The 20,816-nt window shown below is 66.1% G+C and carries 27 protein-coding genes; 7 read left to right on the plus strand and 20 right to left on the minus strand.

Annotation, left to right across the window (positions count from 1 at the left end; translation table 11 throughout):
* Positions 1 to 20: 20 nt before the first annotated feature.
* The 9 genes from F5544_RS06445 to sdhC all read right to left on the minus strand — a co-directional run bounded on the left by F5544_RS06445 (position 21) and on the right by sdhC (position 5,863).
* A complete protein-coding gene (locus F5544_RS06445) occupies positions 21 to 512 on the minus strand; it encodes a hypothetical protein (RefSeq protein WP_167472332.1) in 492 nt (163 codons plus the stop codon).
* A complete protein-coding gene (locus tag F5544_RS06450) occupies positions 481 to 792 on the minus strand; it encodes a hypothetical protein (RefSeq protein ID WP_167472333.1) in 312 nt (103 codons plus the stop codon). The genes F5544_RS06445 and F5544_RS06450 overlap by 32 nt, the downstream gene beginning before the upstream one ends.
* Entirely contained in the window at positions 789 to 1,157 is a 369-nt protein-coding gene (locus tag F5544_RS06455) for a hypothetical protein (protein WP_167472334.1), read from the minus strand. The genes F5544_RS06450 and F5544_RS06455 overlap by 4 nt, the downstream gene beginning before the upstream one ends.
* A complete protein-coding gene (locus F5544_RS06460; protein ID WP_167472335.1) occupies positions 1,141 to 1,842 on the minus strand; it encodes a hypothetical protein in 702 nt (233 codons plus the stop codon). The genes F5544_RS06455 and F5544_RS06460 overlap by 17 nt, the downstream gene beginning before the upstream one ends.
* The gene (locus F5544_RS47430) at positions 1,821 to 2,291 is read right to left on the minus strand and encodes a type VII secretion target (protein WP_428847119.1); all 471 of its coding nucleotides are present in this window, start codon (positions 2,289 to 2,291) and stop codon (positions 1,821 to 1,823) included. Before F5544_RS47430 ends, F5544_RS06460 begins: the two co-directional genes overlap by 22 nt.
* Positions 2,292 to 2,470: 179 nt before the next feature.
* On the minus strand, positions 2,471 to 3,241 hold the full coding sequence (locus F5544_RS06470) for a succinate dehydrogenase iron-sulfur subunit (protein WP_167472337.1): 771 nt from the start codon (positions 3,239 to 3,241) through the stop codon (positions 2,471 to 2,473).
* The gene (gene sdhA, locus F5544_RS06475) at positions 3,241 to 5,010 is read right to left on the minus strand and encodes a succinate dehydrogenase flavoprotein subunit (protein WP_167472338.1); all 1,770 of its coding nucleotides are present in this window, start codon (positions 5,008 to 5,010) and stop codon (positions 3,241 to 3,243) included. Before sdhA ends, F5544_RS06470 begins: the two co-directional genes overlap by 1 nt.
* 15 nt (positions 5,011 to 5,025) lie before the next feature.
* Entirely contained in the window at positions 5,026 to 5,457 is a 432-nt protein-coding gene (locus F5544_RS06480; RefSeq protein ID WP_167472339.1) for a succinate dehydrogenase hydrophobic membrane anchor subunit, read from the minus strand.
* Between the two features lies 1 nt (position 5,458).
* Complete coding sequence (gene sdhC, locus F5544_RS06485) at positions 5,459 to 5,863, minus strand: succinate dehydrogenase, cytochrome b556 subunit (protein WP_167472340.1); 405 nt, start codon at positions 5,861 to 5,863, stop codon at positions 5,459 to 5,461.
* A 277-nt stretch (positions 5,864 to 6,140) separates the two neighbouring features.
* Between sdhC and F5544_RS06490 the strand changes: the two genes are divergently transcribed.
* On the plus strand, positions 6,141 to 6,542 hold the full coding sequence (locus F5544_RS06490; protein ID WP_167472341.1) for a cytidine deaminase: 402 nt from the start codon (positions 6,141 to 6,143) through the stop codon (positions 6,540 to 6,542).
* Between the two features lie 71 nt (positions 6,543 to 6,613).
* On the opposite strand, the gene F5544_RS06495 is transcribed toward F5544_RS06490, so the two are convergent.
* The 3 genes from F5544_RS06495 to F5544_RS06505 are packed head-to-tail and all read right to left on the minus strand — an operon-like array spanning position 6,614 to position 7,428.
* A complete protein-coding gene (locus tag F5544_RS06495; protein WP_167472342.1) occupies positions 6,614 to 6,883 on the minus strand; it encodes a hypothetical protein in 270 nt (89 codons plus the stop codon).
* A complete protein-coding gene (locus F5544_RS06500) occupies positions 6,880 to 7,158 on the minus strand; it encodes a hypothetical protein (RefSeq protein ID WP_167472343.1) in 279 nt (92 codons plus the stop codon). Before F5544_RS06500 ends, F5544_RS06495 begins: the two co-directional genes overlap by 4 nt.
* 6 nt (positions 7,159 to 7,164) lie before the next feature.
* Entirely contained in the window at positions 7,165 to 7,428 is a 264-nt protein-coding gene (locus F5544_RS06505; protein ID WP_167472344.1) for a hypothetical protein, read from the minus strand.
* A gap of 105 nt (positions 7,429 to 7,533) precedes the next feature.
* Here F5544_RS06505 and F5544_RS06510 point away from each other — a divergent pair, with 105 nt between their 5' ends.
* The 3 genes from F5544_RS06510 (at position 7,534) to F5544_RS06520 (ending at position 11,150) form a co-directional block, all read left to right on the plus strand.
* Positions 7,534 to 8,823 (plus strand): thymidine phosphorylase, encoded by a 1,290-nt coding sequence (locus F5544_RS06510; RefSeq protein WP_174867285.1) that lies wholly within the window; start codon positions 7,534 to 7,536, stop codon positions 8,821 to 8,823.
* 293 nt (positions 8,824 to 9,116) lie between these two features.
* Positions 9,117 to 10,214, plus strand: a complete 1,098-nt coding sequence (locus F5544_RS06515; protein WP_167472345.1) for an adenosine deaminase — start codon at positions 9,117 to 9,119, stop codon at positions 10,212 to 10,214.
* Positions 10,215 to 10,487: 273 nt separating this feature from the next.
* Complete coding sequence (locus F5544_RS06520) at positions 10,488 to 11,150, plus strand: hypothetical protein (RefSeq protein ID WP_167472346.1); 663 nt, start codon at positions 10,488 to 10,490, stop codon at positions 11,148 to 11,150.
* Positions 11,151 to 11,235: 85 nt separating this feature from the next.
* On the opposite strand, the gene F5544_RS06525 is transcribed toward F5544_RS06520, so the two are convergent.
* The 5 genes from F5544_RS06525 to F5544_RS06545 are packed head-to-tail and all read right to left on the minus strand — an operon-like array spanning position 11,236 to position 14,711.
* Positions 11,236 to 12,498: a primosomal protein gene (locus tag F5544_RS06525; RefSeq protein ID WP_167472347.1), complete on the minus strand. Its 1,263-nt coding sequence runs from the start codon at positions 12,496 to 12,498 to the stop codon at positions 11,236 to 11,238.
* Positions 12,499 to 12,524: 26 nt separating this feature from the next.
* Positions 12,525 to 12,872: a YbaB/EbfC family nucleoid-associated protein gene (locus tag F5544_RS06530; protein ID WP_167472348.1), complete on the minus strand. Its 348-nt coding sequence runs from the start codon at positions 12,870 to 12,872 to the stop codon at positions 12,525 to 12,527.
* A gap of 20 nt (positions 12,873 to 12,892) precedes the next feature.
* A complete protein-coding gene (locus F5544_RS06535) occupies positions 12,893 to 13,243 on the minus strand; it encodes a hypothetical protein (protein ID WP_167472349.1) in 351 nt (116 codons plus the stop codon).
* Positions 13,240 to 14,376 (minus strand): NlpC/P60 family protein, encoded by a 1,137-nt coding sequence (locus F5544_RS06540; RefSeq protein ID WP_238847116.1) that lies wholly within the window; start codon positions 14,374 to 14,376, stop codon positions 13,240 to 13,242. Before F5544_RS06540 ends, F5544_RS06535 begins: the two co-directional genes overlap by 4 nt.
* Positions 14,373 to 14,711 carry a hypothetical protein gene (locus F5544_RS06545; RefSeq protein WP_238847117.1) on the minus strand — a complete coding sequence of 113 codons (339 nt, stop codon included), beginning with the start codon at positions 14,709 to 14,711 and terminating at the stop codon, positions 14,373 to 14,375. Before F5544_RS06545 ends, F5544_RS06540 begins: the two co-directional genes overlap by 4 nt.
* Before the next feature lie 129 nt (positions 14,712 to 14,840).
* Here F5544_RS06545 and upp point away from each other — a divergent pair, with 129 nt between their 5' ends.
* Positions 14,841 to 15,464 (plus strand): uracil phosphoribosyltransferase, encoded by a 624-nt coding sequence (gene upp / locus F5544_RS06550; protein WP_167472350.1) that lies wholly within the window; start codon positions 14,841 to 14,843, stop codon positions 15,462 to 15,464.
* Positions 15,465 to 15,685: 221 nt separating this feature from the next.
* On the opposite strand, the gene F5544_RS06555 is transcribed toward upp, so the two are convergent.
* The 3 genes from F5544_RS06555 to F5544_RS06565 all read right to left on the minus strand — a co-directional run bounded on the left by F5544_RS06555 (position 15,686) and on the right by F5544_RS06565 (position 18,413).
* The gene (locus F5544_RS06555) at positions 15,686 to 16,027 is read right to left on the minus strand and encodes a hypothetical protein (RefSeq protein WP_167472351.1); all 342 of its coding nucleotides are present in this window, start codon (positions 16,025 to 16,027) and stop codon (positions 15,686 to 15,688) included.
* Between the two features lie 88 nt (positions 16,028 to 16,115).
* Complete coding sequence (locus tag F5544_RS06560; protein WP_167472352.1) at positions 16,116 to 17,633, minus strand: phospho-sugar mutase; 1,518 nt, start codon at positions 17,631 to 17,633, stop codon at positions 16,116 to 16,118.
* A complete protein-coding gene (locus F5544_RS06565) occupies positions 17,634 to 18,413 on the minus strand; it encodes a purine-nucleoside phosphorylase (protein ID WP_167472353.1) in 780 nt (259 codons plus the stop codon).
* Positions 18,414 to 18,706: 293 nt separating this feature from the next.
* Here F5544_RS06565 and F5544_RS06570 point away from each other — a divergent pair, with 293 nt between their 5' ends.
* On the plus strand, positions 18,707 to 19,411 hold the full coding sequence (locus tag F5544_RS06570) for an enoyl-CoA hydratase/isomerase family protein (protein WP_167472354.1): 705 nt from the start codon (positions 18,707 to 18,709) through the stop codon (positions 19,409 to 19,411).
* Positions 19,412 to 19,509: 98 nt separating this feature from the next.
* Positions 19,510 to 20,742: a M20 family metallopeptidase gene (locus F5544_RS06575; RefSeq protein WP_167472355.1), complete on the plus strand. Its 1,233-nt coding sequence runs from the start codon at positions 19,510 to 19,512 to the stop codon at positions 20,740 to 20,742.
* Positions 20,743 to 20,816 lie beyond the last annotated feature (74 nt).

Consider the following 20,816-nt stretch of genomic DNA (forward strand, 5'->3'; position numbering starts at 1 on the left):
GCCTTCGGGTGGGTGTGGGGTCAGCACGCCACGCGTACATAGATCCGGGCCCGGCCGCCGCCGTCAGCGTGCACGACAACCCATCTCGCGGGAATCTGGGACGCTTCCTTGGCGTATTCATTCCCGTAATCGGACTTCAATGCATCCGCTACACCTTTTTCCTGCCAGTATGTCGAACGCCATTCGTTCGGAACCCCCGGCATGAAGTTGCTCAAGCCCGAAAGTTCCTTGAACGACGCCGTTTCGGCTTGCGGAATGTCGGTAACCAGCTCCAGTACCCGGTCACCATTGAAGGATTGATTTCGATTTTCGGCCACCACCTTGGGAGGTGTCGCGAAATGTATATTCCCGCACTTCGCCACTTCGCCCAAGGTATTGGAATCGGTGGTGCAACTGCTCAGTGCAAGCAATGCGGCAACCAAGGCTATGCCCCGATACTGTATCGGTCGCATTTCACCTCCGATCGTGACGGATGCGAGATCAAAGCGCCCCTGACCAGTAGCCGCCGCCATCGGGTGTGCCGTCCCCGCGGACTCGGAAGCTCCGTGCCCAACCGGCCTCCTCCAGCTGCCTCATATCTCCGTCGACACCCGTCTTGAAGGCCCGCTCGATATCCCATGAACCATCCGAGCTCAAATGATAATAGTAGAAGTCGTAGATATATACAGTATACCAAATTTTGGCCGTCAGCCCGTTGGTGTCATCCGATTTGGCCACGGTGACGTCGCTTCCTACGGCGATGGAAAAGTGGCCGAGCGCGTAGGTGATGTCCGAATTGTCGGTGACGTTCACTCCCGCATCCCAATCGCTCGTAATTTCCCTCTTGGGTCCGATGGTGTTGGATCGCGGAGGGCTGTGTTCTTCGCCTGCGTCCTGATCTGGTCGAGCTGTTCCTGAACCGTATTCTTGACCGCGCTCGATGACAAAATCTTTTGCACATTGGCTGGGCTTATCCGATACTCGTAGCCCTCGCGATTATTTCCGAGGTAGGTGCCCAACAGGTCGGAAGCGAAGTCATAGCCATGCAGGTCGAAGTAGGCCTGAACACCTGCGGCCTCGGCGCTGTTCGCGGTCGCGGCCGCTTTGTCCCATGGCCAATTTCGCCAGCCGTATCTGGCTCGATCCGCAGGCAGCGGTTGATCAGAGGGCGGATGCAAGGCTCTCCTCCCACCAAACGTTGCCGCCGAATCCGTAACGGACGGTTCCGAAATCCACGGAAACCTTGTCCGGCGGCCGCAGCAATATCGTGTCGAGCGGCGGCAATGCTCGGCCGACCTGATACTCGAGCGCGCTCCGCATACTCTGGACGATATCCTTTATCGTGTTGTCACGAGATTTGGTGTCGTTCTGGAGGGTGGAAATCGAGGAGGTTATCTCGCTCTTGATGCTGTCTCGCATGGGTCGATCTGCCAGCTGGCCCCAAACGCCCAGTGGCAGTGTGAAACCCAGAAAGCTCATCGGATGCAACAGTCCGGTAGTCAGCGCTATCGTCTGATTGTAGACGAGATGTTCGATGCATTCCCCGCCCTGTTCGAGGATATTAGCGACTCGCTCCATATCAGAACTTCTTACGGCGATATCCTCGCGTAAAGTGGCCGCAGCGCTCATAAATGCCTGTGCCGCTGTTCCGGACCAACTTCCGCTGAGCCACCGAGTGCCGCCGGAAATATTCTCCGAAATCACATAATCGTTCACGCTGAGTAGGCGAATCCGTCGGCCCGATGTACGCAATGTTTCCCAGTCGGAAGCGATTGGTGCGAGAAATTCTGCGGCCGGCCGCATGCCGACCGTCTGCTCCAGTTTCTCATCGAATGGTGATATCAGTCGGATCCCGGCCTCCACGATACGCCGCACCTCGAACTTGTCATCCTGAACCTCCGGCAGGCTGGGGAATTGCAATCCGCTGAAGCGAATCTGGCCAACCGGCGTTGTCTCGCCACCGCGCTGACGGCATCCGGTGAAATGCCCGAAGTTGCTGCCGCCAAAGCATCTGCGTATTGTTGGTCCTGATTCTGATAGCGTTGACTGGCGTTACCGAGTTCTTGGCCGAGCGAATCCAGCTTGTTCCGGTTCTGCTGATGAGCGGCCGTAATATTCTCGTGGAATATCTGAAACGAAGTAGCGAGGGTTGACAACAAGCCGGTTGCCTGATTCGGCAAGGATATCGCGCCGGTTATGCTCGAGGCGCTCGACCAGAAATGGTCTGCGATGGATTTCAAATCTGTCCCGAAGCCCGCTACCTTGGCGGGCGCGGCCATGAAATCATCCATGTGTCCCCCTACCCTGCACATGACAAGACATGTCGGTCGTCGATCGCTGCGGAAACGGTAACAGACAGGTTTGCTTCGGGAAAGAAGATCCGCCTTCTGGTCTGCTGCACCTCGAGAGCGGTGGTAGCGACGCAGGTCGGCCTCGAAAGACGAAGGCCGCCTTCATCTTTCGATGGAGGCGGCCTTCGGGGTGGGTGGGGTCAGCGGGCGAAGAGGAGGGCGCGCTTGACTTCCTGGATGGCCTTCGTTACCTCGATGCCGCGGGGGCAGGCGTCGGTGCAGTTGAAGGTGGTGCGGCAGCGCCAGACACCTTCGACGTCGTTGAGGATGTCGAGGCGTTCGCGGGCGCCCTCGTCGCGGCTGTCGAAGATGAAGCGGTGCGCGTTGACGATGGCGGCGGGGCCGAAGTAGCTGCCGTCGCTCCAGTACACGGGGCAGGAGGTGGTGCAGCAGGCACACAGGATGCACTTGGTGGTGTCATCGAAGCGGTGCCGGTCGGCCTGGCTCTGGATGCGTTCGCGGGTCGGCTCGTTGCCTGAGGTGATCAGGTACGGCTTCACCGCGCGGAACGCGTCGAAGAACGGCTCCATATTCACCACGAGATCCTTCTCCACGGGCAGGCCGCGGATCGGCTCGACGGTGACGGTCAGCGACTTGCCGTCCTTGGGCAGCATGTCCTTCATCAGCACCTTGCAGGCCAACCGGTTCACACCGTTGATCCGCATGGCATCCGAACCGCACACGCCGTGCGCGCACGACCGGCGGAAGGTGAGCGTGCCGTCCAGGTAGGACTTGATGTAGATGAGCACGTTCAGGAAGCGGTCGGTCGGCAGGACCGGCACCTGGAACGACTCCCAGTGCGCGCCCTTGTCGTCCTCCGGATTGAACCGGGCCACCTTCACGGTGATCATCACCGAGCCCTCGGGGACCGGTGCGGGAGCCTGCGTCGTCGGTTCGGCTACGGCAGTCATCAGTACTTACGCTCCATCGGCTCGTAGCGGGTCTGCACCACCGGTTTGAAGTCGAGGCGGATATCGGCGATCAGATCCGCACCCTGCTTGTATGCCATGGTGTGCCGCATGAAGTTGACGTCGTCGCGGTCCGGGTAATCCTCGCGGGCGTGACCGCCGCGCGATTCCTTGCGGTTGAGCGCACCGACAACGGTGACCTCGGCCAGCTCGAGCAGGAAGCCGAGCTCGACCGCCTCCAGCAGATCGCTGTTGTATCGCTTGCCCTTGTCCTGCACCGTGATTCGGGAGTAGCGCTCCTTGAGCGCGTGGATGTCGGTGAGCGCCTGCTTGAGGGTGTCCTCGGTGCGGAACACGGCGGCGTTCATATCCATCGTGTACTGCAGTTCGGTGCGGATATCGGCGACCCGCTCGTTGCCGTGATCGCTCAGCAGCTGCGCCAGCCAGGACTGCACCATCGCGGCCGGATTCTCCGGCATCTCGACGAATTCGGTGCGCTGGGCGTATTCGGCGGCGGCGATGCCGGAGCGGCGACCGAACACGTTGATGTCGAGCAGCGAGTTGGTGCCGAGGCGGTTCGAGCCGTGCACCGAGACGCATGCGCATTCGCCCGCCGCGTACAGGCCGGGCACCACATCGGTGTTGTTGCGCAGCACCTCGCCGCGGATCCTGGTCGGGATGCCACCCATCACGTAGTGGCAGGTCGGCATGACCGGAACCAGTTCCTTCACCGGGTCGACACCAAGGTAGGTGCGGGCGAATTCGGTGATGTCGGGCAGTTTCTCCTCGAGCACGTCCTCGCCGAGGTGGGTGACGTCGATGTAGACGTAATCCTTGTTCGGCCCGGCGCCGCGACCCTCCAGCACCTCGAGCACCATCGAGCGGGCGACGATATCGCGCGGCGCGAGGTCCTTGATGGTGGGGGCGTAGCGCTCCATGAAGCGCTCACCGCTGGCATTGCGCAGGATGCCGCCCTCGCCGCGGACGGCCTCCGAGATGAGGATGCCGAGCCCGGCCAGACCTGTCGGATGGAACTGGTGGAATTCCATGTCCTCCAACGGAAGTCCCTTGCGGAATACGATGGCCATACCGTCGCCGGTCAGCGTGTGCGCGTTGGAGGTGGTCTTGTACATCCGGCCGGAACCGCCGGTGGCGAAGACGATCGACTTCGCGTGGAAGACGTGGATCTCGCCGGTGGCCAGCTCGTAGGCGACGACGCCGGTCGCGACCTGGCCGCGGTCGGTATCGCTCATGACCAGGTCGAGCACGTAGAACTCGTTGAAGAACTCCACGTCGTGCTTGACGCAGTTCTGGTACAGCGTCTGCAGGATCATGTGGCCGGTGCGGTCGGCGGCATAACATGCGCGGCGCACCGGGGCCTTGCCGTGATCGCGGGTGTGGCCGCCGAAGCGACGCTGGTCGATCTTGCCCTCAGGGGTCCGGTTGAACGGCAGACCCATCTTCTCGAGGTCCATCACCGCGTCGATGGCCTCCTTGGCCATGATCTCCGCGGCGTCCTGGTCGACCAGGTAGTCGCCACCCTTGACAGTGTCGAAGGTGTGCCACTCCCAGTTGTCCTCTTCGACATTGGCCAGTGCGGCGCACATACCACCCTGCGCCGCGCCGGTGTGGCTGCGGGTCGGGTACAGCTTGGTCAGGACCGCCGTCCGGACACGCGGACCAGCTTCGATCGCCGCGCGCATGCCCGCGCCACCGGCGCCGACGATCACGACGTCGTAGCGATGCTCCTGAACGGGTCGGGATTCAGTCATCGAGGTGGCCTGTTCCTAACTGATGTTGGGGTCGAAGGTGAAGATGACGTAGGTGCCGACGGCCATGATCAGGATCATCGAGACGGCCAGCAGGGTGTTCAGCCAGAACCGGGTCGAGTCCTTGCGCGAGTAGTCCGCGATCACGGTGCGTAGACCGTTGCCGCCGTGCAGTTGGGCCAGCCACAGCATGGTGAGGTCCCAGAGCTGCCAGAACGGGCTGGCCCAGCGGCCCGCGACGAAGCCGAAGTTCAGCCGCTTCACGCCGCCGTCGAGCATCAGCATGATCGTCATGTGGCCGAAGACCAGCACGATGAGCAGCAGGCCCGAGAAGCGCATGAACAGCCAAGCGTACTTCTCGAAGTTGTTGTTGGAGCGGGCCCGCGGCGAGCGGGGCAGGTCCAGGCTCGCGGGGCGGTCGTAGGACTTACCGAGGACGGGTGCAGTCATATCAGTGCTCCGTGAACAGGTAGAAGAACTGGCGTCCGACGCCCGCGGCGGCGACAACGAACCAGATGGCGAGCACGATCCACAGCATTTGACGCTGGTAGCGCGGCCCCTTCGACCAGAAGTCGACCAGGATCACGCGAACGCCGTTGAGCGCGTGGAACAGTACGCAGACGACCAGGCCCATCTCCATCAGCGCGACGATCGGGTTCTTGTAGGTCTCGATCGCCCGGTTGTAGGTATCGGGATGGACGCGAACCAGCGCGGTGTCCAAGACGTGCACGAAGAGGAAGAAGAAGATGGTGACACCGGTGATCCGGTGCAGCGCCCAGGACCACATTCCGGGGTCGCCTCGGTACAGCGTCTTCCGCTTCGGCTGAGCGGGAGCCGGAGCTTCTAGCGTGGTCATAGAGTACGGTGCCTCCAACGTCGTTGATGGACCCGGTTGTTGGTCCCATTCCGGCTGAGTGGAGGGGCGAATGCCCAGGTGGCTACGCTCCGGCCCACCGCCGGGAACCTGAACCGATCTGTTCTGGACTCTAATCCTCTGCCAATCCCGGAACTAATTCGGCGTGCCGTGCGTTTGGCTACATTCGGTTGAGTTAGGTTTGCCTTTCTTTATACGAAATGGCGCGCCCGGTAGTCGTCCAACCGGTAGGTTGGTCTGCGTACACGGGAGGTGTCCGATGTCGGAAATCGACTGGAATTTGTTGCGCGACAATGCCATTCAAGTTATGCGCAATGCCTATGCGCCGTACTCGCGGTTTCCGGTCGGCGCCGCGGCGCTCGGTGTGGATGGCCGCATCGTGCTCGGGTGCAATGTGGAGAATGTCTCATATGGTTTGGGCATCTGCGCCGAAACCGTACTCGTCGGTAACTTGATTTCCGGCGGCGGAGGGCGTCTGCGCGCCATCGCGGTCACCGATTCCCGCGGCGAAATTCTGTTGCCCTGTGGACGCTGCCGACAGGTCCTCTACGAACACGGCGGGCCCGAGCTCCTCGTCGACCACGCGACCGAACCTGTTGCGCTCGGTGCGCTGCTGCCGGATGCCTTCGGCCCGGAGCACCTTGCCGCCGGGCAGGTTTGACGGTTGGTCGATTCGGCTGTGGCGGCAGCCGAATCGGTCGAGTTACCGGATCGCGTCGGTGGGCGTCGGTTTCACCAGCGCTCGGCCATCGCGTTGTCGATCTCGGCCTCGGTCGGGTAAATGACCTCGGGTATCGGTGTCTGTGGAATTCCGAAATGGTCCGCGATCGCGGTGAGAGCTCGGCCTATGCCGTTGAGTTGATCAGTGGACCGGCGCGCGAAGAGTTCGATCCGGGTGACTCGTCGTAGCAACTCGTGCTGGGTCTCGTCGATGAGGTCCTCGAGATCGGTGACGCGGATCTCCAGGCTTTCGATGCGGCGCTCGATCGATGTGGGCGTCATCGACCACCTCGGCAATCCGCTTCGAGCAGCGCATCGATCTCCGCGTCGGTGGGCATCTCGAGCTCGTAGACATCGATCGGCGGGATGCCCATCCGCTCCATCATCAGCGCGACGCCCTGACCGATGGTGTTCTGTTGATCCGCGACTCGTTCCGCAAAGACCGAGACCTTACGCAGGTCTCGTTCGAGCCTCAGGTGAGTCGCCGCGTGCTTCTCGATATCCACGACACGGGTTTCCAGCATGCTGATGCGATGTTCGATCGGTGTATCCGTCATCGACGATCACCTGCAGTTCTCGTCGAACGACGCCTCGACCTCATCCGGGGTGAGGGGTGCGATCATCGGAATCGGGATGGGCTCGATTCCCATGTGCTCCATCATCAGCGCCACACCACGGCTCAAGCCGTTGAGACCGTCCATGAGGCGAACGTTCTCGAGCGTCAGCTGGTGGATATCCTTCCGCATCTCCAGTTGGGCTGCTCCGAAGTGCTTCTCGATACGACTCTCCAGGTTCGAAACCCGTCGTTCCAGATGTACAGCTGTCATGACTTACCCCCAAACCCCTAGATCGAACGAACTGATGCAGGGAGGCTATCGGAGCCCACCGACAACTACCAAGGTCTTTACGCGAGTCCGTGTCAGACTTGCCGTGTGACGGCATTGGACGCGGTTTCGATCATCACGGCGAAGCGGGACGGCGGTGAGCTGTCGGACGCCCAGATCGATTGGGTCATCGACGGTTTCACCAATGGCCGGGTCGCCGACGAGCAGATGGCGGCGCTGGCGATGGCCATCGTGCTGCGCGGTATGACGCGGCGCGAGACCGCGCGCTGGACCGCCGCGATGATCGGCTCGGGCCGCCGGATGGATTTCACCGACCTGCCGCGGCCGACCGTCGACAAACATTCGACTGGCGGGGTCGGTGACAAGATAACGCTGCCGCTCGCACCGCTGGTCGCGGCCTGCGGCGCGGCGGTGCCGCAGCTGTCCGGACGCGGATTGGGCCACACCGGCGGCACTTTGGACAAGCTGGAGTCGATTCCCGGTTGGCGGGCCGATGTTTCGGTATCGCGGATGCGAGAAATATTGGCGGATCCCGGAATCGGCGGCGTGATCTGCGCGGCCGGTGCGGATCTGGCGCCTGCGGACAAGCGGCTGTACGCACTGCGTGATGTCACCGGAACCGTGGAATCCATTCCGCTGATTGCCAGTTCGATCATGAGCAAGAAGATCGCCGAGGGCACGGCGGCGCTGGTGCTCGACGTGAAGGTGGGCTCGGGCGCCTTCCTCAAGACCTTCGATGGCGCACGCGAATTGGCAAGGGCCATGGTCGAATTGGGCACCGACGCCGGTGTTCGCACGGTCGCGCTGCTGACGGCGATGGATACCCCGCTCGGCCGCACCGCGGGCAACGCGCTGGAGGTCGCCGAGTCGGTGGAGGTGCTGGCGGGCGGCGGCCCGGCCGACGTAGTCGAGCTGACCCTGGCGCTGGCCCGCGAGATGGTCGCGCTGGCCGGGCTCGACGTGGATCCCGCCAAGGCGCTGGCCGACGGGCGCGCGATGGATCATTGGCGCGCAATGGTTCGCGCGCAGGGCGGTGACCCGGACGCGCCGCTGCCGCGCGCCAGGCACACCGAAATCGTTCGGGCGGAACAGGATGGCGTGCTGACCCGGCTCGACGCCATGCCGGTGGGCATCGCGGCCTGGCGGCTCGGTGCGGGCCGGGCGCGGCAGGGCGACCCGGTGCAGGCCGGTGCCGGTGTCGAAATACATGTCAGGCCAGGCGATTCCGTCGTCGCCGGGCAGCCGCTGTTCACGCTGCACACCGATACTCCGGAGGCCTTTTCCGGCGCATCGGACGCGCTGCGGTCGGCCGCCGTACTCGAGTCGGACGCGACGGTGCCGCCCGCCGCGCTCATCTTGGACCGTATCGAGGCCTGAAACCGGATACAGCCCACTGGCAATTCGGACCTGTCGCGTAAATATTCAAGCGGCAGAACGTATTTCGTTCTCGAACTCGGCCAGGCGCGCCGCATGGCCGACCGATCGGTCCGAGCGTCGTCACATCGGGTGGTGATCAGCGGCACCGGTCACACGGTTGCGCGCGACCGGGGCCCGCTGACCAGGGACTTCCGGTGTCGGGATGTGGGCGCGGCCGTGTCCGCGGGGCGAAGAGACGGTTGCCACGTCGCAACTGCGCTGTCTGTGGGCCGCGCGGCGGCTAACGTGTGTACATGACAGGACCGATGCCACTTACCCTTGCCTCGATCCGCCAAGCTCCCAAGGCCCTGCTGCACGACCACCTCGACGGTGGCCTGCGGCCCGCGACCGTACTGGAGCTCGCCGCCGATTGCGGTTACGACCAACTACCCGCCACCGACGAGGCCGCCCTGGCCGCTTGGTTCCGGGACGCGGCCGACAGCGGATCGCTCGAACTCTATCTGGAAACCTTCGCGCACACCGTCGCGGTGATGCAGACACCCGAGGGCCTGCGCCGGGTCGCCCGGGAATGCGCCGAGGACCTGGCCGCGGACGGTGTGGTGTACGCCGAGGTGCGTTTCGCGCCGGAGCAGCACCTGGAGCGCGGTCTCACGCTGGACGAGGTGGTCGAGCACACGCTGGCCGGTTTCCGCGAAGGCACGGCCGCCGCGGCCGAGGCGGGTCGTCCGATCGTGATCACCTGCCTGCTCACGGCGATGCGGCATGCCGCCCGTTCGCGTGAAATCGCCGAATTGGCGGTGCGTTTCCGCGATGCGGGCGTTGGCGGATTCGATATCGCTGGTGCGGAGGCCGGATTCCCGCCCACCCGCCACCTGGACGCCTTCGAATATATGCGGGCCAACCACGCGCACTTCACGATTCACGCCGGTGAGGCGTTCGGCCTGCCGTCCATCCACGAGGCGCTGGCCTACTGCGGCTGCGACCGGCTCGGCCACGGCGTTCGCATCACCGACGATATCAACGTGCCGGGCGCGATCGAGGACGCACAGCTCGGCCTGGTCGCGAATTACGTGCGGGACATGCGAATTCCGCTCGAGCTGTGTCCGTCGTCGAATGTGCAGACCGGTGCGGTGCCCTCGCTGGACAAGCACCCGTTCGACCTGCTGGCCCGCCTGCGCTTCCGCGTCACCGTCAACACCGACAACCGCCTGATGAGCGACACGAGCATGAGCCGCGAAATGCTCAAGCTGGTCGAGACTTTCGGCTACGGCTGGAGTGATCTGGAGCGGTTCACCATCAACGCGATGAAGTCGGCGTTCATTCCGTTCCCGGAGCGGCTGCGCATCATCGACGACATCATCAAGCCGGGTTACGCCGTACTGCTCGGCTGAAATACCGTGCCGCGCAGCTGATTTCTGAGGATGGGGCAACGGGCCGTAATCCGTTGCCCCCGTTGGCGGATGGGTGCCGTGCTGGCTCGCCGAGTTCGTGTGCGAGGCACTCGCTGGATCGGCATGCCGGACATAGGCGGTCGCCGGGCCGAGTTCGTGTGCGAGACGCTCGCTGAATGGGCATGCCGGACGTTGGCGGTGGCCGGGCCGAGTTCGTGTGCGAGGCACTCGCATACCTCGTGGCCGACCGGTTCGCCCGCTAGCGTGTTTGACATGACGACTATCCAGATACCACGCAGGTTCAACGGCCCGCCCGACTCCGGGCAGGGCGGCTACGTGTCCGGACTGGTCGCGGGACTGCGGGAGGAGCCCGTGGTGACGGTGGTGCTGCGCAGTCCGCCGCCGCTCGACAAGCCGCTGCAGGTGCGGGCCGGAAATCTCTATGACGGACCGACGCTGCTGGCCGAATCGCGCACGGGTGGATTCGAACGCGATGTGCCGCAGGTCGTCTCGCACGCCGACGCGGTGGCCGCCAGCAAGGCGTATCAGACGAACGAGGTGTTCTCGCGGTGCTTCGCCTGCGGCACCGCGCGTCCGGACGGGTTGCGGCTCGAACCCGGCCCGATCCGCGCCGGTCTGGTGGCGACTCCGTGGACGCCGGACGATTCGCTGACCATCGATAACCCGCTGCTCTGGGCAGCCTTGGATTGCCCAGGCGGTTGGGCGCTGTCCGACATGCAGGTGCGCCCCGCGCTGCTCGGCTCGATGACGGCCACCGTGTACGACCTGCCCGCGGCCGGTGAACCCTGTGTGGTGGTGGGGGAGGAGCACGGCGACAAGGGCCGTAAGAGCTACGCGTCGAGCGCCGTATACGGCTCCGACGACCGGCTGCTCGGCCGCGCCGAACAGATCTGGATCCGGATGTCCCCCGCCTGATGAGTTACCAAGTGCCGCAGCGTCATCGGTGCACGCACCGGTAACTCGCCGTGCCCGATAGGCGCTGCCGGGCCGAGCGCTCGCTTTACTTGTGCTCGAGCCTGCTTTCGAACGCGTGCTCCAGCTCCCGCCACGCCTGCGCTTCGGCGGCGAACGGCGGATTCGGCGCGAGCCGGTTCGGGTCCGGGTTCAGCAGGTAGGAGACGTACCAGCCGAGCGGGGTGGACTGGGCCAGCGCCTGCTCGACGCTGTCGTCGTCCGCGTAATCGGCCGCGTCGGTGAACAATTCGACGGCGAGGTCGAGCTGTTCGATATCCACCGTCTCCGGGCCCTCGGCCAGATCGTCGGCCAAACCCGGTATGACATAGACGTTTTCGTCCGTCACCTCGACCTCGAGCGATCCGTCGACCGCCGCGGTCTGCACATCGGAGTAGGTGCTCACCCGGGCCAGATCGTGGTCGTGATCGTCGGCCAGGTAGCGGGCCAGCGCGCGCTCGGAATCGAAAACGGTGATCAAACCCTTGCGGCCCAGGAAGATCGGCTCGTCGTCGAGGTAACAGCGCAGCGTGAAGTAGCTGCCGTCGGCGGTGACGATCTTCACCGGGTCGATGCCGACCTCATGCCAGAACGACTCGTCCTCGTCCTCGTCGCCGTCCTCATCGTCCTCGTCGTCCTCATCCAGGTCGACGGGCTCGAACTCCTCCTCGTCGCTTTCCGCGGCGTCGTCGGCGTCGACCACGTTCTCCTCGGCGGCCAGCAGCTCGGCCTCGGCCACCGCGACCGCCTCGGCATCCACCTCGGGGGTCTGCACCACCGAGTCGATGGCGTCGAGCACGGAGTCCCAGTCCTTGGCGATGGCGGCGCCGATCTGATCCCAGAGCTCCTCACCATCCCGGCCGACGAACGCGCTCACCCCGCCGGGCAGCGCGCCGAGCACCGGATGCGATCCGAAGAACTTGGTGACCGTCTCCAGTTCGCAGACCTCGCCGATATTGCGCACCATGCCGAGGGTGTCTTCCAGCTCGGCGATGGTGTCGACATCGGGATCGCCGGCCGCCAGCTCCGGAACGGCGACCAGATCGAAGGTGAAGTTCTCCTCCGGCTCCAGTTCCACCGCCGACAGCCCGGCCACCACCTGCCAGGCCGGATGGTCGACTAGGTCGTTGTCGGAGTTGGTTCGAATGAAGGCGGCCAGCTCGGCCACCGACTCGAAACCGTAGAGGGCGTCCTCGTGTCCGAGGAACGCTTCCCATTCGTCGTCACCGTCCCGCCAACGCGGAGCCCACAGGGTGACGAGATCGCCGTCGGTCAGGCCGAGCTCGATCGGGACGATGTCTCCAGAAGCCATGAGCGGAAGCCTATCGAGCTTCGGCCTCAGGCACTATCCGGCCCGCCCCCAACGCTGCCCGGCGCGTCCTGTCCGGTGGGTACGAACGACTCGTTCAGTGTCGCAACGACCTTCGAGCGTTGGGCGCCGGCGTCCTCGGATGCCTGACGACAGGCCCACACGATGAGTTGGCCGACCTCGGCGGGCGGCACCGAGGTGACCGCCTCGGAGAGGGTGAGCGCGACCAGTGCGCCGTCGCTGTCCACCTCGGCGCTGACCATGCCGTCCTCGGTGGTGAACCGGCCGCGCACCTGCTTGAGGCCGTACAGCGCGGCCTCCAGCGCCTCCAGCTTCGCGGTCGCGTTGGCGACCAGCGCGTCCATTTCGGCGCTCATGACTCCACCTCGCTCATGGTTTAAACCGGCCTCATCCAGCTCGTCGGTCCCGTATCCGCGTCGTCCAGGCGGTCCAGTTCGTCGACCGCGGCCTGCCGGGTGGGCAGGCCGAGTTTGTCGAGAATGTCGTCCGGCAGGCCCGCCTCGGCGAGCACCTCGCGGCGGCGCGCCTTGGCGACGAGGGTGGACCGCTTGGTGAGCCGGAGGATCTCGTTGGCCAGAGACTGTGCGCCGTAACGATATTCGCTGCGCTCGAATTTGATTTCCACCGGCATGCCCTGATCGGTGGCGCGCACCGAGATGGTGCCGGAGCGGTTGGTGCTGCCCGCCACTGTGACGTTCGGGACGCTGGGTACCTGTGAATTGGTCATGCCGTCGGCCTGTAGAAGCCGTTGAACTGCATACCGATGTTCTCCGTTCGAATCGCGGTGATCGAGACCGGATCGCCCGCCTCGATCATCTTTCCGTTGCCGACGACCATCGCGACGTGCCCGTCCCAGACCGCCAGATCGCCGGGCATGAGATCGCCGGGGGAGACCCGACTGCCGACGGCTTGCTGGTCGGCCAGCCGGGGCAGCTCGATGCCCGCCGCCTCGTACGAGCTCTTGGTGAGACCGCTGCAGTCGAGGCCGACGCCGGGGGTATTGCCGCCCCAGACGTAGGGCGTGCCGACCGCCTTCAGCGCCGTGCGCACCGCGGTGGCCGCCTTCTCGTTGGGCGCGGTGACCTCGCTGCCGTCGGGCAGTTTGATCTTGACGCCCTGGCCGGTATCGGTCTTGGTGGTCGGGCTGTCGGTTTTGGTCGGCGTGCCCGCCGACGTGGTCGAGGCGGGCACTGTCGATGTGGATGCCGTCTTCATCAGCCCGCTGAGCGCGGATGTCCCGGTGCCGAGCAGGCCCGTCCCGGTCGAAACCAGTTGTTGCAGACCGGAACTGGAGACGCTGCTCGCGGCGGACTGAACGCCGGAGGCCACCGTGCTCGCCAGCGAGGTGGACGGCGGCGGGGTGAGCTCGCTCATCGCGGTGGTGTGCGTGCTGAGCTCGCTCTGCACCTTGCCGACCACCTTGACGCCCTGCTGGATGTGGTCGATCGCGGAGCCGACGAGCAGCGAAAGACCCGCGGGCGTCGTGAGCGTCGGCGCCAGCTTCGTCGCGTCGTCGACGAAGGACTGCACGATGGTGGTCAGCTCCTTCTTGCCCGACTCGATCTCGGTCGCGGCCTGGCCGACGATGGTTGCCATATCGTTGCCGCGGTCGGAGATGGTGGCGGCGGAGGTCTGCACCCGCAGCGCCTTCGAGGTGGCGGCGTCGGCGGCGACACCGTCCCATGCCGAGCTCATGTTGTTGATGCTGTCGCGGCCCGCGGCGTGCACCTGGTCGACGGCGGTGGACGTGGCGCGCAGCGAGTCGGCGGGGCCGCTGGCGGTCAGCACGCCGGTGCCGAAGCTGGCCAGCAGATCGGTCAGCGGTTTGACCAGCAGGCTGATGTCGATCACGGCTGTCACGCACCCAGCTCCTTGCTGGCGGACTGGAAGCCCTCGGCGCGGCTGTGGTCACCCTCGGTGAGCACGGTGGCCGCCGTGGTCGCCGCGCCGCCGATGCTGCCGAGCACCGCGGACAGCTGGCCGATCGCGGCGACGTGGCCCGCGTGCGTCGCGGCGTACGCCGCCAGGAAATCGCCGCCGATCAGCCCGAAGACCGGTGCGAGCAGCAGGGGATCCGAGCCCGCGGCATTCGCGGCGATCGCGGCCATATCCCCGGACATCGTCGCCGCGTTCGCGGCGTAGGCGGCGATGCCATCGGTATCCGCCGACATCTTTCGCATCAGAACTTCCCCCATCTGTTGTTTCCCAGGCAGAGTACGTCATTCACTGAGTTCGACGCGTCCCGTTCCGGATCGGTTCCCGCCCGTACGAAAAAAGATCGGTGAGGTTCGGCGGCCGACCTGAACCGACCTTATCGTTCCCTCATGCGCACCGACACCGTGGCTCATCCGCTCGCCGCCGCCCTGCTCACCACCATGCGGGACGCCCGCACCGACAACCCGGCTTTCCGCGCCGCGCTGCGCGATCTCACCGGCATCCTGGTCTACGAGGCGCTGCGCGAGGCGCCGGTGACCCGCTTCGAGGTGACGACGCCGGTGGCCGTCACCGAGGGGGTGCGGCTGGCCGCACCGCCGCTGCTGGTTCCGGTGCTGCGGGCGGGGCTCGGCATGGTGGACGCGGCGGCGGAGCTCATCCCGGACGCCAGGGTCGGATTCGTCGGCATCGCCCGCGATGAGCGGACCCACCAGCCGGTGCCGTATATGGAATCGCTGCCCGATGACCTGACCGACCTGCCGGTCTTCGTCCTCGACCCGATGCTCGCCACCGGCGGTTCGATGCGGCACACCCTGGAACTGCTCGCCGCCCGCGGCGCCACCGACATCACCGCCGTCTGCGTCGTCGCCGCACCGGAAGGCATTGCCGCGCTGGAGAAGTCGGGACTTCCGGTGCGCCTGGTCACCGCGACGGTAGACGCCGGGCTGAACGAGAACGCCTACATCGTCCCGGGTCTCGGCGACGCGGGCGATCGCCAATTCGGGCCTCGCTGAGGGCAATTCGCGGGCTCAGGCGAAATGGGCGAGTGCCTCCGCAGGGAACTCGGCCCGGTGGGGGCTGACGGCAGGCCCCGCCAGGCTGCATCTATTGGGAGAGTTCCCTCGCAGGGAGTTCGGCCTGGCGCGGGCGGATGTCAGGCTCCGCCGGGCAGCGCCTGTTGGGCGAGTGCCTCCGCACAGGAGCTCGGCCTGGTGCGGGCCGACGGACGGCCTAGTCAGGAGCCTGCCGAACCGGTGCCCGATCCGGTGCGGTTGGCGTTCTCGGTGCGCCAGACGCCGCAGCCGGTGCTGGAGAAGGCGCCGTCACCGGCCGCGATGCGAATGCGCTGGGTGCCGGATCCGCCGTTGCCGCTCTCCAGCACGTCGCCGTAGGAGGTGAGTCGCGCCCAAACGCAGGATCCGGTGGCCGAATAGGTGACGTAGTCGCCCGGCGTGATGTCGGTGCCGACGACGTAGGTGCCGTCATGGTCCATGATGGTCGGTGCGGCCGCGGCGGGGCCCGCGGAGGCGAGGACGGCGGCTACGCCGAATCCGGTGAGCCACAGTGACTTACGCATGGGGGCCTTCTCTCGGTCGACGCGTTCGCAGCCAGTCTAGGAAGCCGCGATGCGTGCGCAAGCCCCGAGTGTTCCCGCTACCGGTGCGCTAACCCCGCCGCGCCGGTCCGTCGGCGAGCGCGGCGCAGAACTCCCGCAGCCGGGAAAGGCTTTGCGCGGCAGCGGCTTCGGCCTGTGGCAGGGCCGCACGTCCGGCGACGGGCTCGACCACCTCCAGGTAGCACTTGAGTTTCGGCTCGGTGCCGGACGGCCGGATGACGATGCGGGTGTTGGTGCCGTCGAAAATCAGTGCGTCGGTACGCATCCGGCCCCTGGCCTGAGCGAGGTCGGTGTATTTGACCGGCTCGCCCGCGATTTCGCCGGGCGCGGCGGCGCGCAACTGGGCGACGACCGCGGCCGCGGCGGCCGGATCGGCGAGCCGCAGCGCCACCTGACCGGTGGCGTGCAGACCGAATTCGACCGCATAGTCGGCTAATTCGTCGATAAGGGTGCGGCCTTCGGATTTCAGCCGGGCCACTAGGTCGGCGGCGAGCACCGCGGCGGAGATGCCGTCCTTGTCGCGCACCCGGGACGGGTCGACGCAGTGGCCGAGCGCCTCCTCGTACGCGTAGACCAGGCCGTCGCCCGCGCGGGCCAGCCATTTGAAGCCGGTCAGGGTTTCGGCGTAGCGGGCGCCGCGCGCAGGCGCGAGCTTCGAAAGCAGGCGGGAGGAGACGATCGTGGTGGCCACCAACGCATTCGGGGTCGCGGTGCGCAGCACGCAGTCGGCCAGCAGCACGCCGGTTTCGTCGCCGCGCAGCATCCGCCAGCCGTCCGGACCCGGCACGCCGACGGCGCACCGGTCGGCATCCGGATCGAGTGCGATCGCGAGATCGGCATCGATCCGTTCGGCGAGGGCGAGCAACAGATCGGTGGCGCCCGGCTCCTCCGGATTCGGGAACGCGACGGTGGGGAAGTCCGGATCGGGCGCGAATTGCTCGCGAACGACGTGCACATCCGAAAAACCCGCCGCGGCAAGGGCTTCCAGCGCCATCTCACCCCCGACGCCGTGCATGGGGGTCAGGGCGATCCGGATGGAGGCGCGGGCGCCGGGCCCGCCGATGAGCGCGGGCAGCTCGCCGACGCGGGCCAGATAGCGTTGCGGCAGTTCGTCGTCGGACGGCGCGACCGGCGTGCGGTCGAACGGCTCGCGCACCGCGTCGATACAGCGCTCGATCTCGGTATCCGCGGGCGCGATCAGCTGGGATCCGCCGTCGAGGTACACCTTGTAGCCGTTGTCGGTGGCCGGATTGTGCGATGCGGTGATCTGCACCCCGGCCACCGCGCCCAGCTCGCGCACCGCGTACGCGACCACCGGAGTGGGCAGCGGGTGTGGCAGCAGCGTCACCGGAAAGCCCGCCGCGGCAAAGATTTCCGCGGTAACCGTGGCGAATTCGGCGGAGCCGTGGCGTGCGTCCCTGCCGACGACGACCCGGCCGCCGCCGAGGCAGCGTCCGCGCAGCCAGTCGACAAGTCCGGCGGTCGCCCGGCCGACGGTGTCGACATTCATCCCGTCGGGGCCGTCCTGAAGCGGGCCGCGCAGCCCCGCGGTGCCGAAGCGCAGCATCTAGATCCGTTCCACCACGCCGCGCAGCAGTTTGCCCAAACGCGGTGCGGCGGCATGACCTTCGGCGAGCACCTCGGCATGTGAGAGGTGTGCGCCGGTGACGCCCGCGGCCAGGTTGGTGACCAGCGAGATGCCGAGCACCCGTGCCCCGAGCGCGCGGGCGGCGATCGCCTCCAGCACCGTCGACATGCCGACCAGATCCGCGCCCATGGTGCGCAGCATCCGGATCTCGGCGGGCGTCTCGTACTGCGGACCGGTCAGGCCCGCGTAGACGCCCTCGGTCAGTCCCGGCTCGATTTCCCTTGCCAGCGCGCGTAATTCGGGATCCCAGGCGTCGACCAGGTCGACGAAGGTCGCGCCGGTGAGCGGGGTGCGCGCGGTGAGGTTGATGTGGTCGCTGATGAGCACCGGCTCACCGACCGAAAGACCGTCCCGGATACCGCCCGCCGCATTGGTGAGCACCACGATCTCGGCGCCCGCCGCGATCGCCGCCGACACCGGGTGCACCACCTCCGCGGGCTGGTAGCCCTCGTAGAGGTGCTGGCGCCCCATCAGCAGCAGCACCGGCGTTTCGCCGACGGACACCGAGTGCACCATCCCGACGTGACCCTGTGCGCTCGGGGTGCCGAATCCGGGTAGGTCCGGCATCGGCACCGAGGCGGTCGGCGCGCCGATCTCCGCGGCCGCCTCCTGCCAGCCCGATCCCAGCACCACCGCGACTCTGTGGCGCGGCACTCCCGTACGTTCGGCGATAGCCTCAGCGGCCTGTTCGGCAAGCATGCTGTGAGTCTATGGCGGCGCCTCCGGCGCCGCGTGTTCGCGGCCCCCTCAGTCTCGCGTCCCAGCGATCGAGACTCGCGCCTGCGGCGCATGCGCTTCGATCGCTGGGACGCGAGACGGGCCGCGAACGTCGCTCGTAAGACTCGCTCCCAAGGCTGGTTGCGTCGGTCTTGATGCTGGCTGGGCGTTGGCACACCAAACGCTTGCTCGTAGGGTCTCGGGATTCGGCCACACACGTCACGGTCTGCTACCCGTGAGTAGGCAGCGTGGCGCTCACCTATTACGCTGCACGCATGCCGTATCTGGAGCGTGATGGGGATGTGTTCGTCGTCTACCTCGGCAGCGAGGGACAGACCGACAGCGAGAACCGCTTCCACCCCGACTGGATCGACGAATTCCACGGTCTGCTGGACAAGGTGGAAGCGTCGGAGGGGCCTGCCGCGCTGGTGACCACCGCGACCGGCAAGTTCTACAGCAACGGTCTCGACACCGACTGGCTGTTCGGCAATCTCGGCGAGATGCACGGCTACCTGGATCGCGTGCATTCGCTCTACACCCGCCTGCTGCAATTCCCGCTGCCGACGGTCGCCGCGATCAACGGGCACGCCTTCGGCGCGGGCGCGATGCTGGCCACCTCGCACGATTTCCGGGTGATGCGGGCGGACCGCGGCTTCTGGTGCCTGCCCGAGGTGCACCTCGGCATGCCGTTCACGATCGGGATGAACGCGCTGCTCACCGAGCGGCTGAGCAATCAGGTCTGCGTGCAGGCGATGACCACCGGCCACCGCTTCCCGGCCGATGAGGCGATCGCCGCGGGCATCGTCGACGACAAGGCCGATGCCGAGGCGTTGCTGTCCACCGCGGTGGCGCGCGCAGCGGCATTGGTCGGCAACCGGAAGCCGAATCTGCCGGTGATCAAGCGCGCCCTGCATGCGAAGGCGCTGGCGGGGCTCGCGGTCGCGACGACGCCGGAGAATCTGGCCTTCGCCGCCGGGTGACGTCCGGGCTGTGCTGACTGTTCGCCGGCCGCGGTTACCGACTGGTCCGCGGTCGACCGGGTACGCCCGATTCGCGAGGTAGTGCCAGACTGTGTGCCATGCCACCAGCGCGCAGCGGCACCGATGACGAACCCGGCGGGGCGATCACTGCTGCGGCCGAACAGGTCTCGGATCGGGCCATCGCCGCGGCCGCGGCGCGACTGATCGACCTCTCCCATTCGATACACGCCGAGCCGGAATTGGCGTTCGAGGAGACCCGCAGCGTCGCGAAGACCATTGCGCCCCTTGCCGAACGCGGCTTCGAGATCGAGACCGGGGTGGCCGACCTGCCGACCGCGTTCCGCGCCAGCTATGGCAGCGGCCCGCTCACCGTCGGCATCTGCGCCGAGTACGACGCGCTGCCCGAGATCGGACATGCCTGCGGGCACAATATTATTGCCGCGTCCTCGGTCGGCGCGGCGCTCGGTCTCGCCGAGGTCGCCGACGCGCTCGGACTGACGGTGCTGGTGCTCGGCACGCCCGCCGAGGAGAGCGGCGGCGGCAAGGTGCTGATGCTCGAGCGCGGTGTCTTCGACGATGTCGCGATGGCGATGATGGTGCATCCCGGCCCGTTCGACATCGTCGGCGCGCATTCGTTGGCCATGGCCGATCTGTCCATCGTGTTCCACGGCCGCGAGGCGCATGCCAGCGCCGCGCCCGAGGAGGGGCGCAACGCCGGGGACGCGGTCACCATCGCCCAGGTTGCTCTCGGATTGCTGCGTCAACATCTTCAGCCTGGACAGCAACTTCACGGTATAGTCGGCAACGGTGGCGTAGCCCCCAACATCGTGCCCGGACGTGCGGAACTGCTGTATTACCTACGCGCAGTCGACTCCGCATCCCTCGACGATCTGATGCGACGAGCGTTCGATTGTTTCGCGGCGGGTGCCCTGGCGACCGGCTGCACTCACGAAATCCGCACCGTTGCGCCGACATATACCGAGCTCACGCCGGATCCGGCATTACTGTGTGCCTATCGCGAGCACATCGTCGACCTCGGCCGGGTGCCGATCGCACCCGAGTTGGAGCGGCAGCGTCCGCTCGGCAGCACGGATATGGGCAATGTCACCAACGTGATTCCGGGCATACATCCGGTTATCGGCATTGATGCCGGCGGAGCGGTTACTCATCAACCGGGCTTCGCCGAGGCAAGTGTCAACGCCTCGGCGGATCGCGCGGTCACCGACGGTGCGTTCGCGCTCGCGCGTACCGCTATCACCGTCGCCCGCGATGAAGTTCATAGGGACAGGTTGTTGCAACGGCTCGTTCAACGACAGGAGGACATTCGGTGAGCACTACCGGCCGATCGGTGGCGGCAGCGGAGCCGAGCCACGGGGGGATCCGGGTGCGCCGAGAATCGGGCACC

The organism is Nocardia arthritidis (genome assembly GCF_011801145.1).
Classification (GTDB): domain Bacteria; phylum Actinomycetota; class Actinomycetes; order Mycobacteriales; family Mycobacteriaceae; genus Nocardia; species Nocardia arthritidis_A.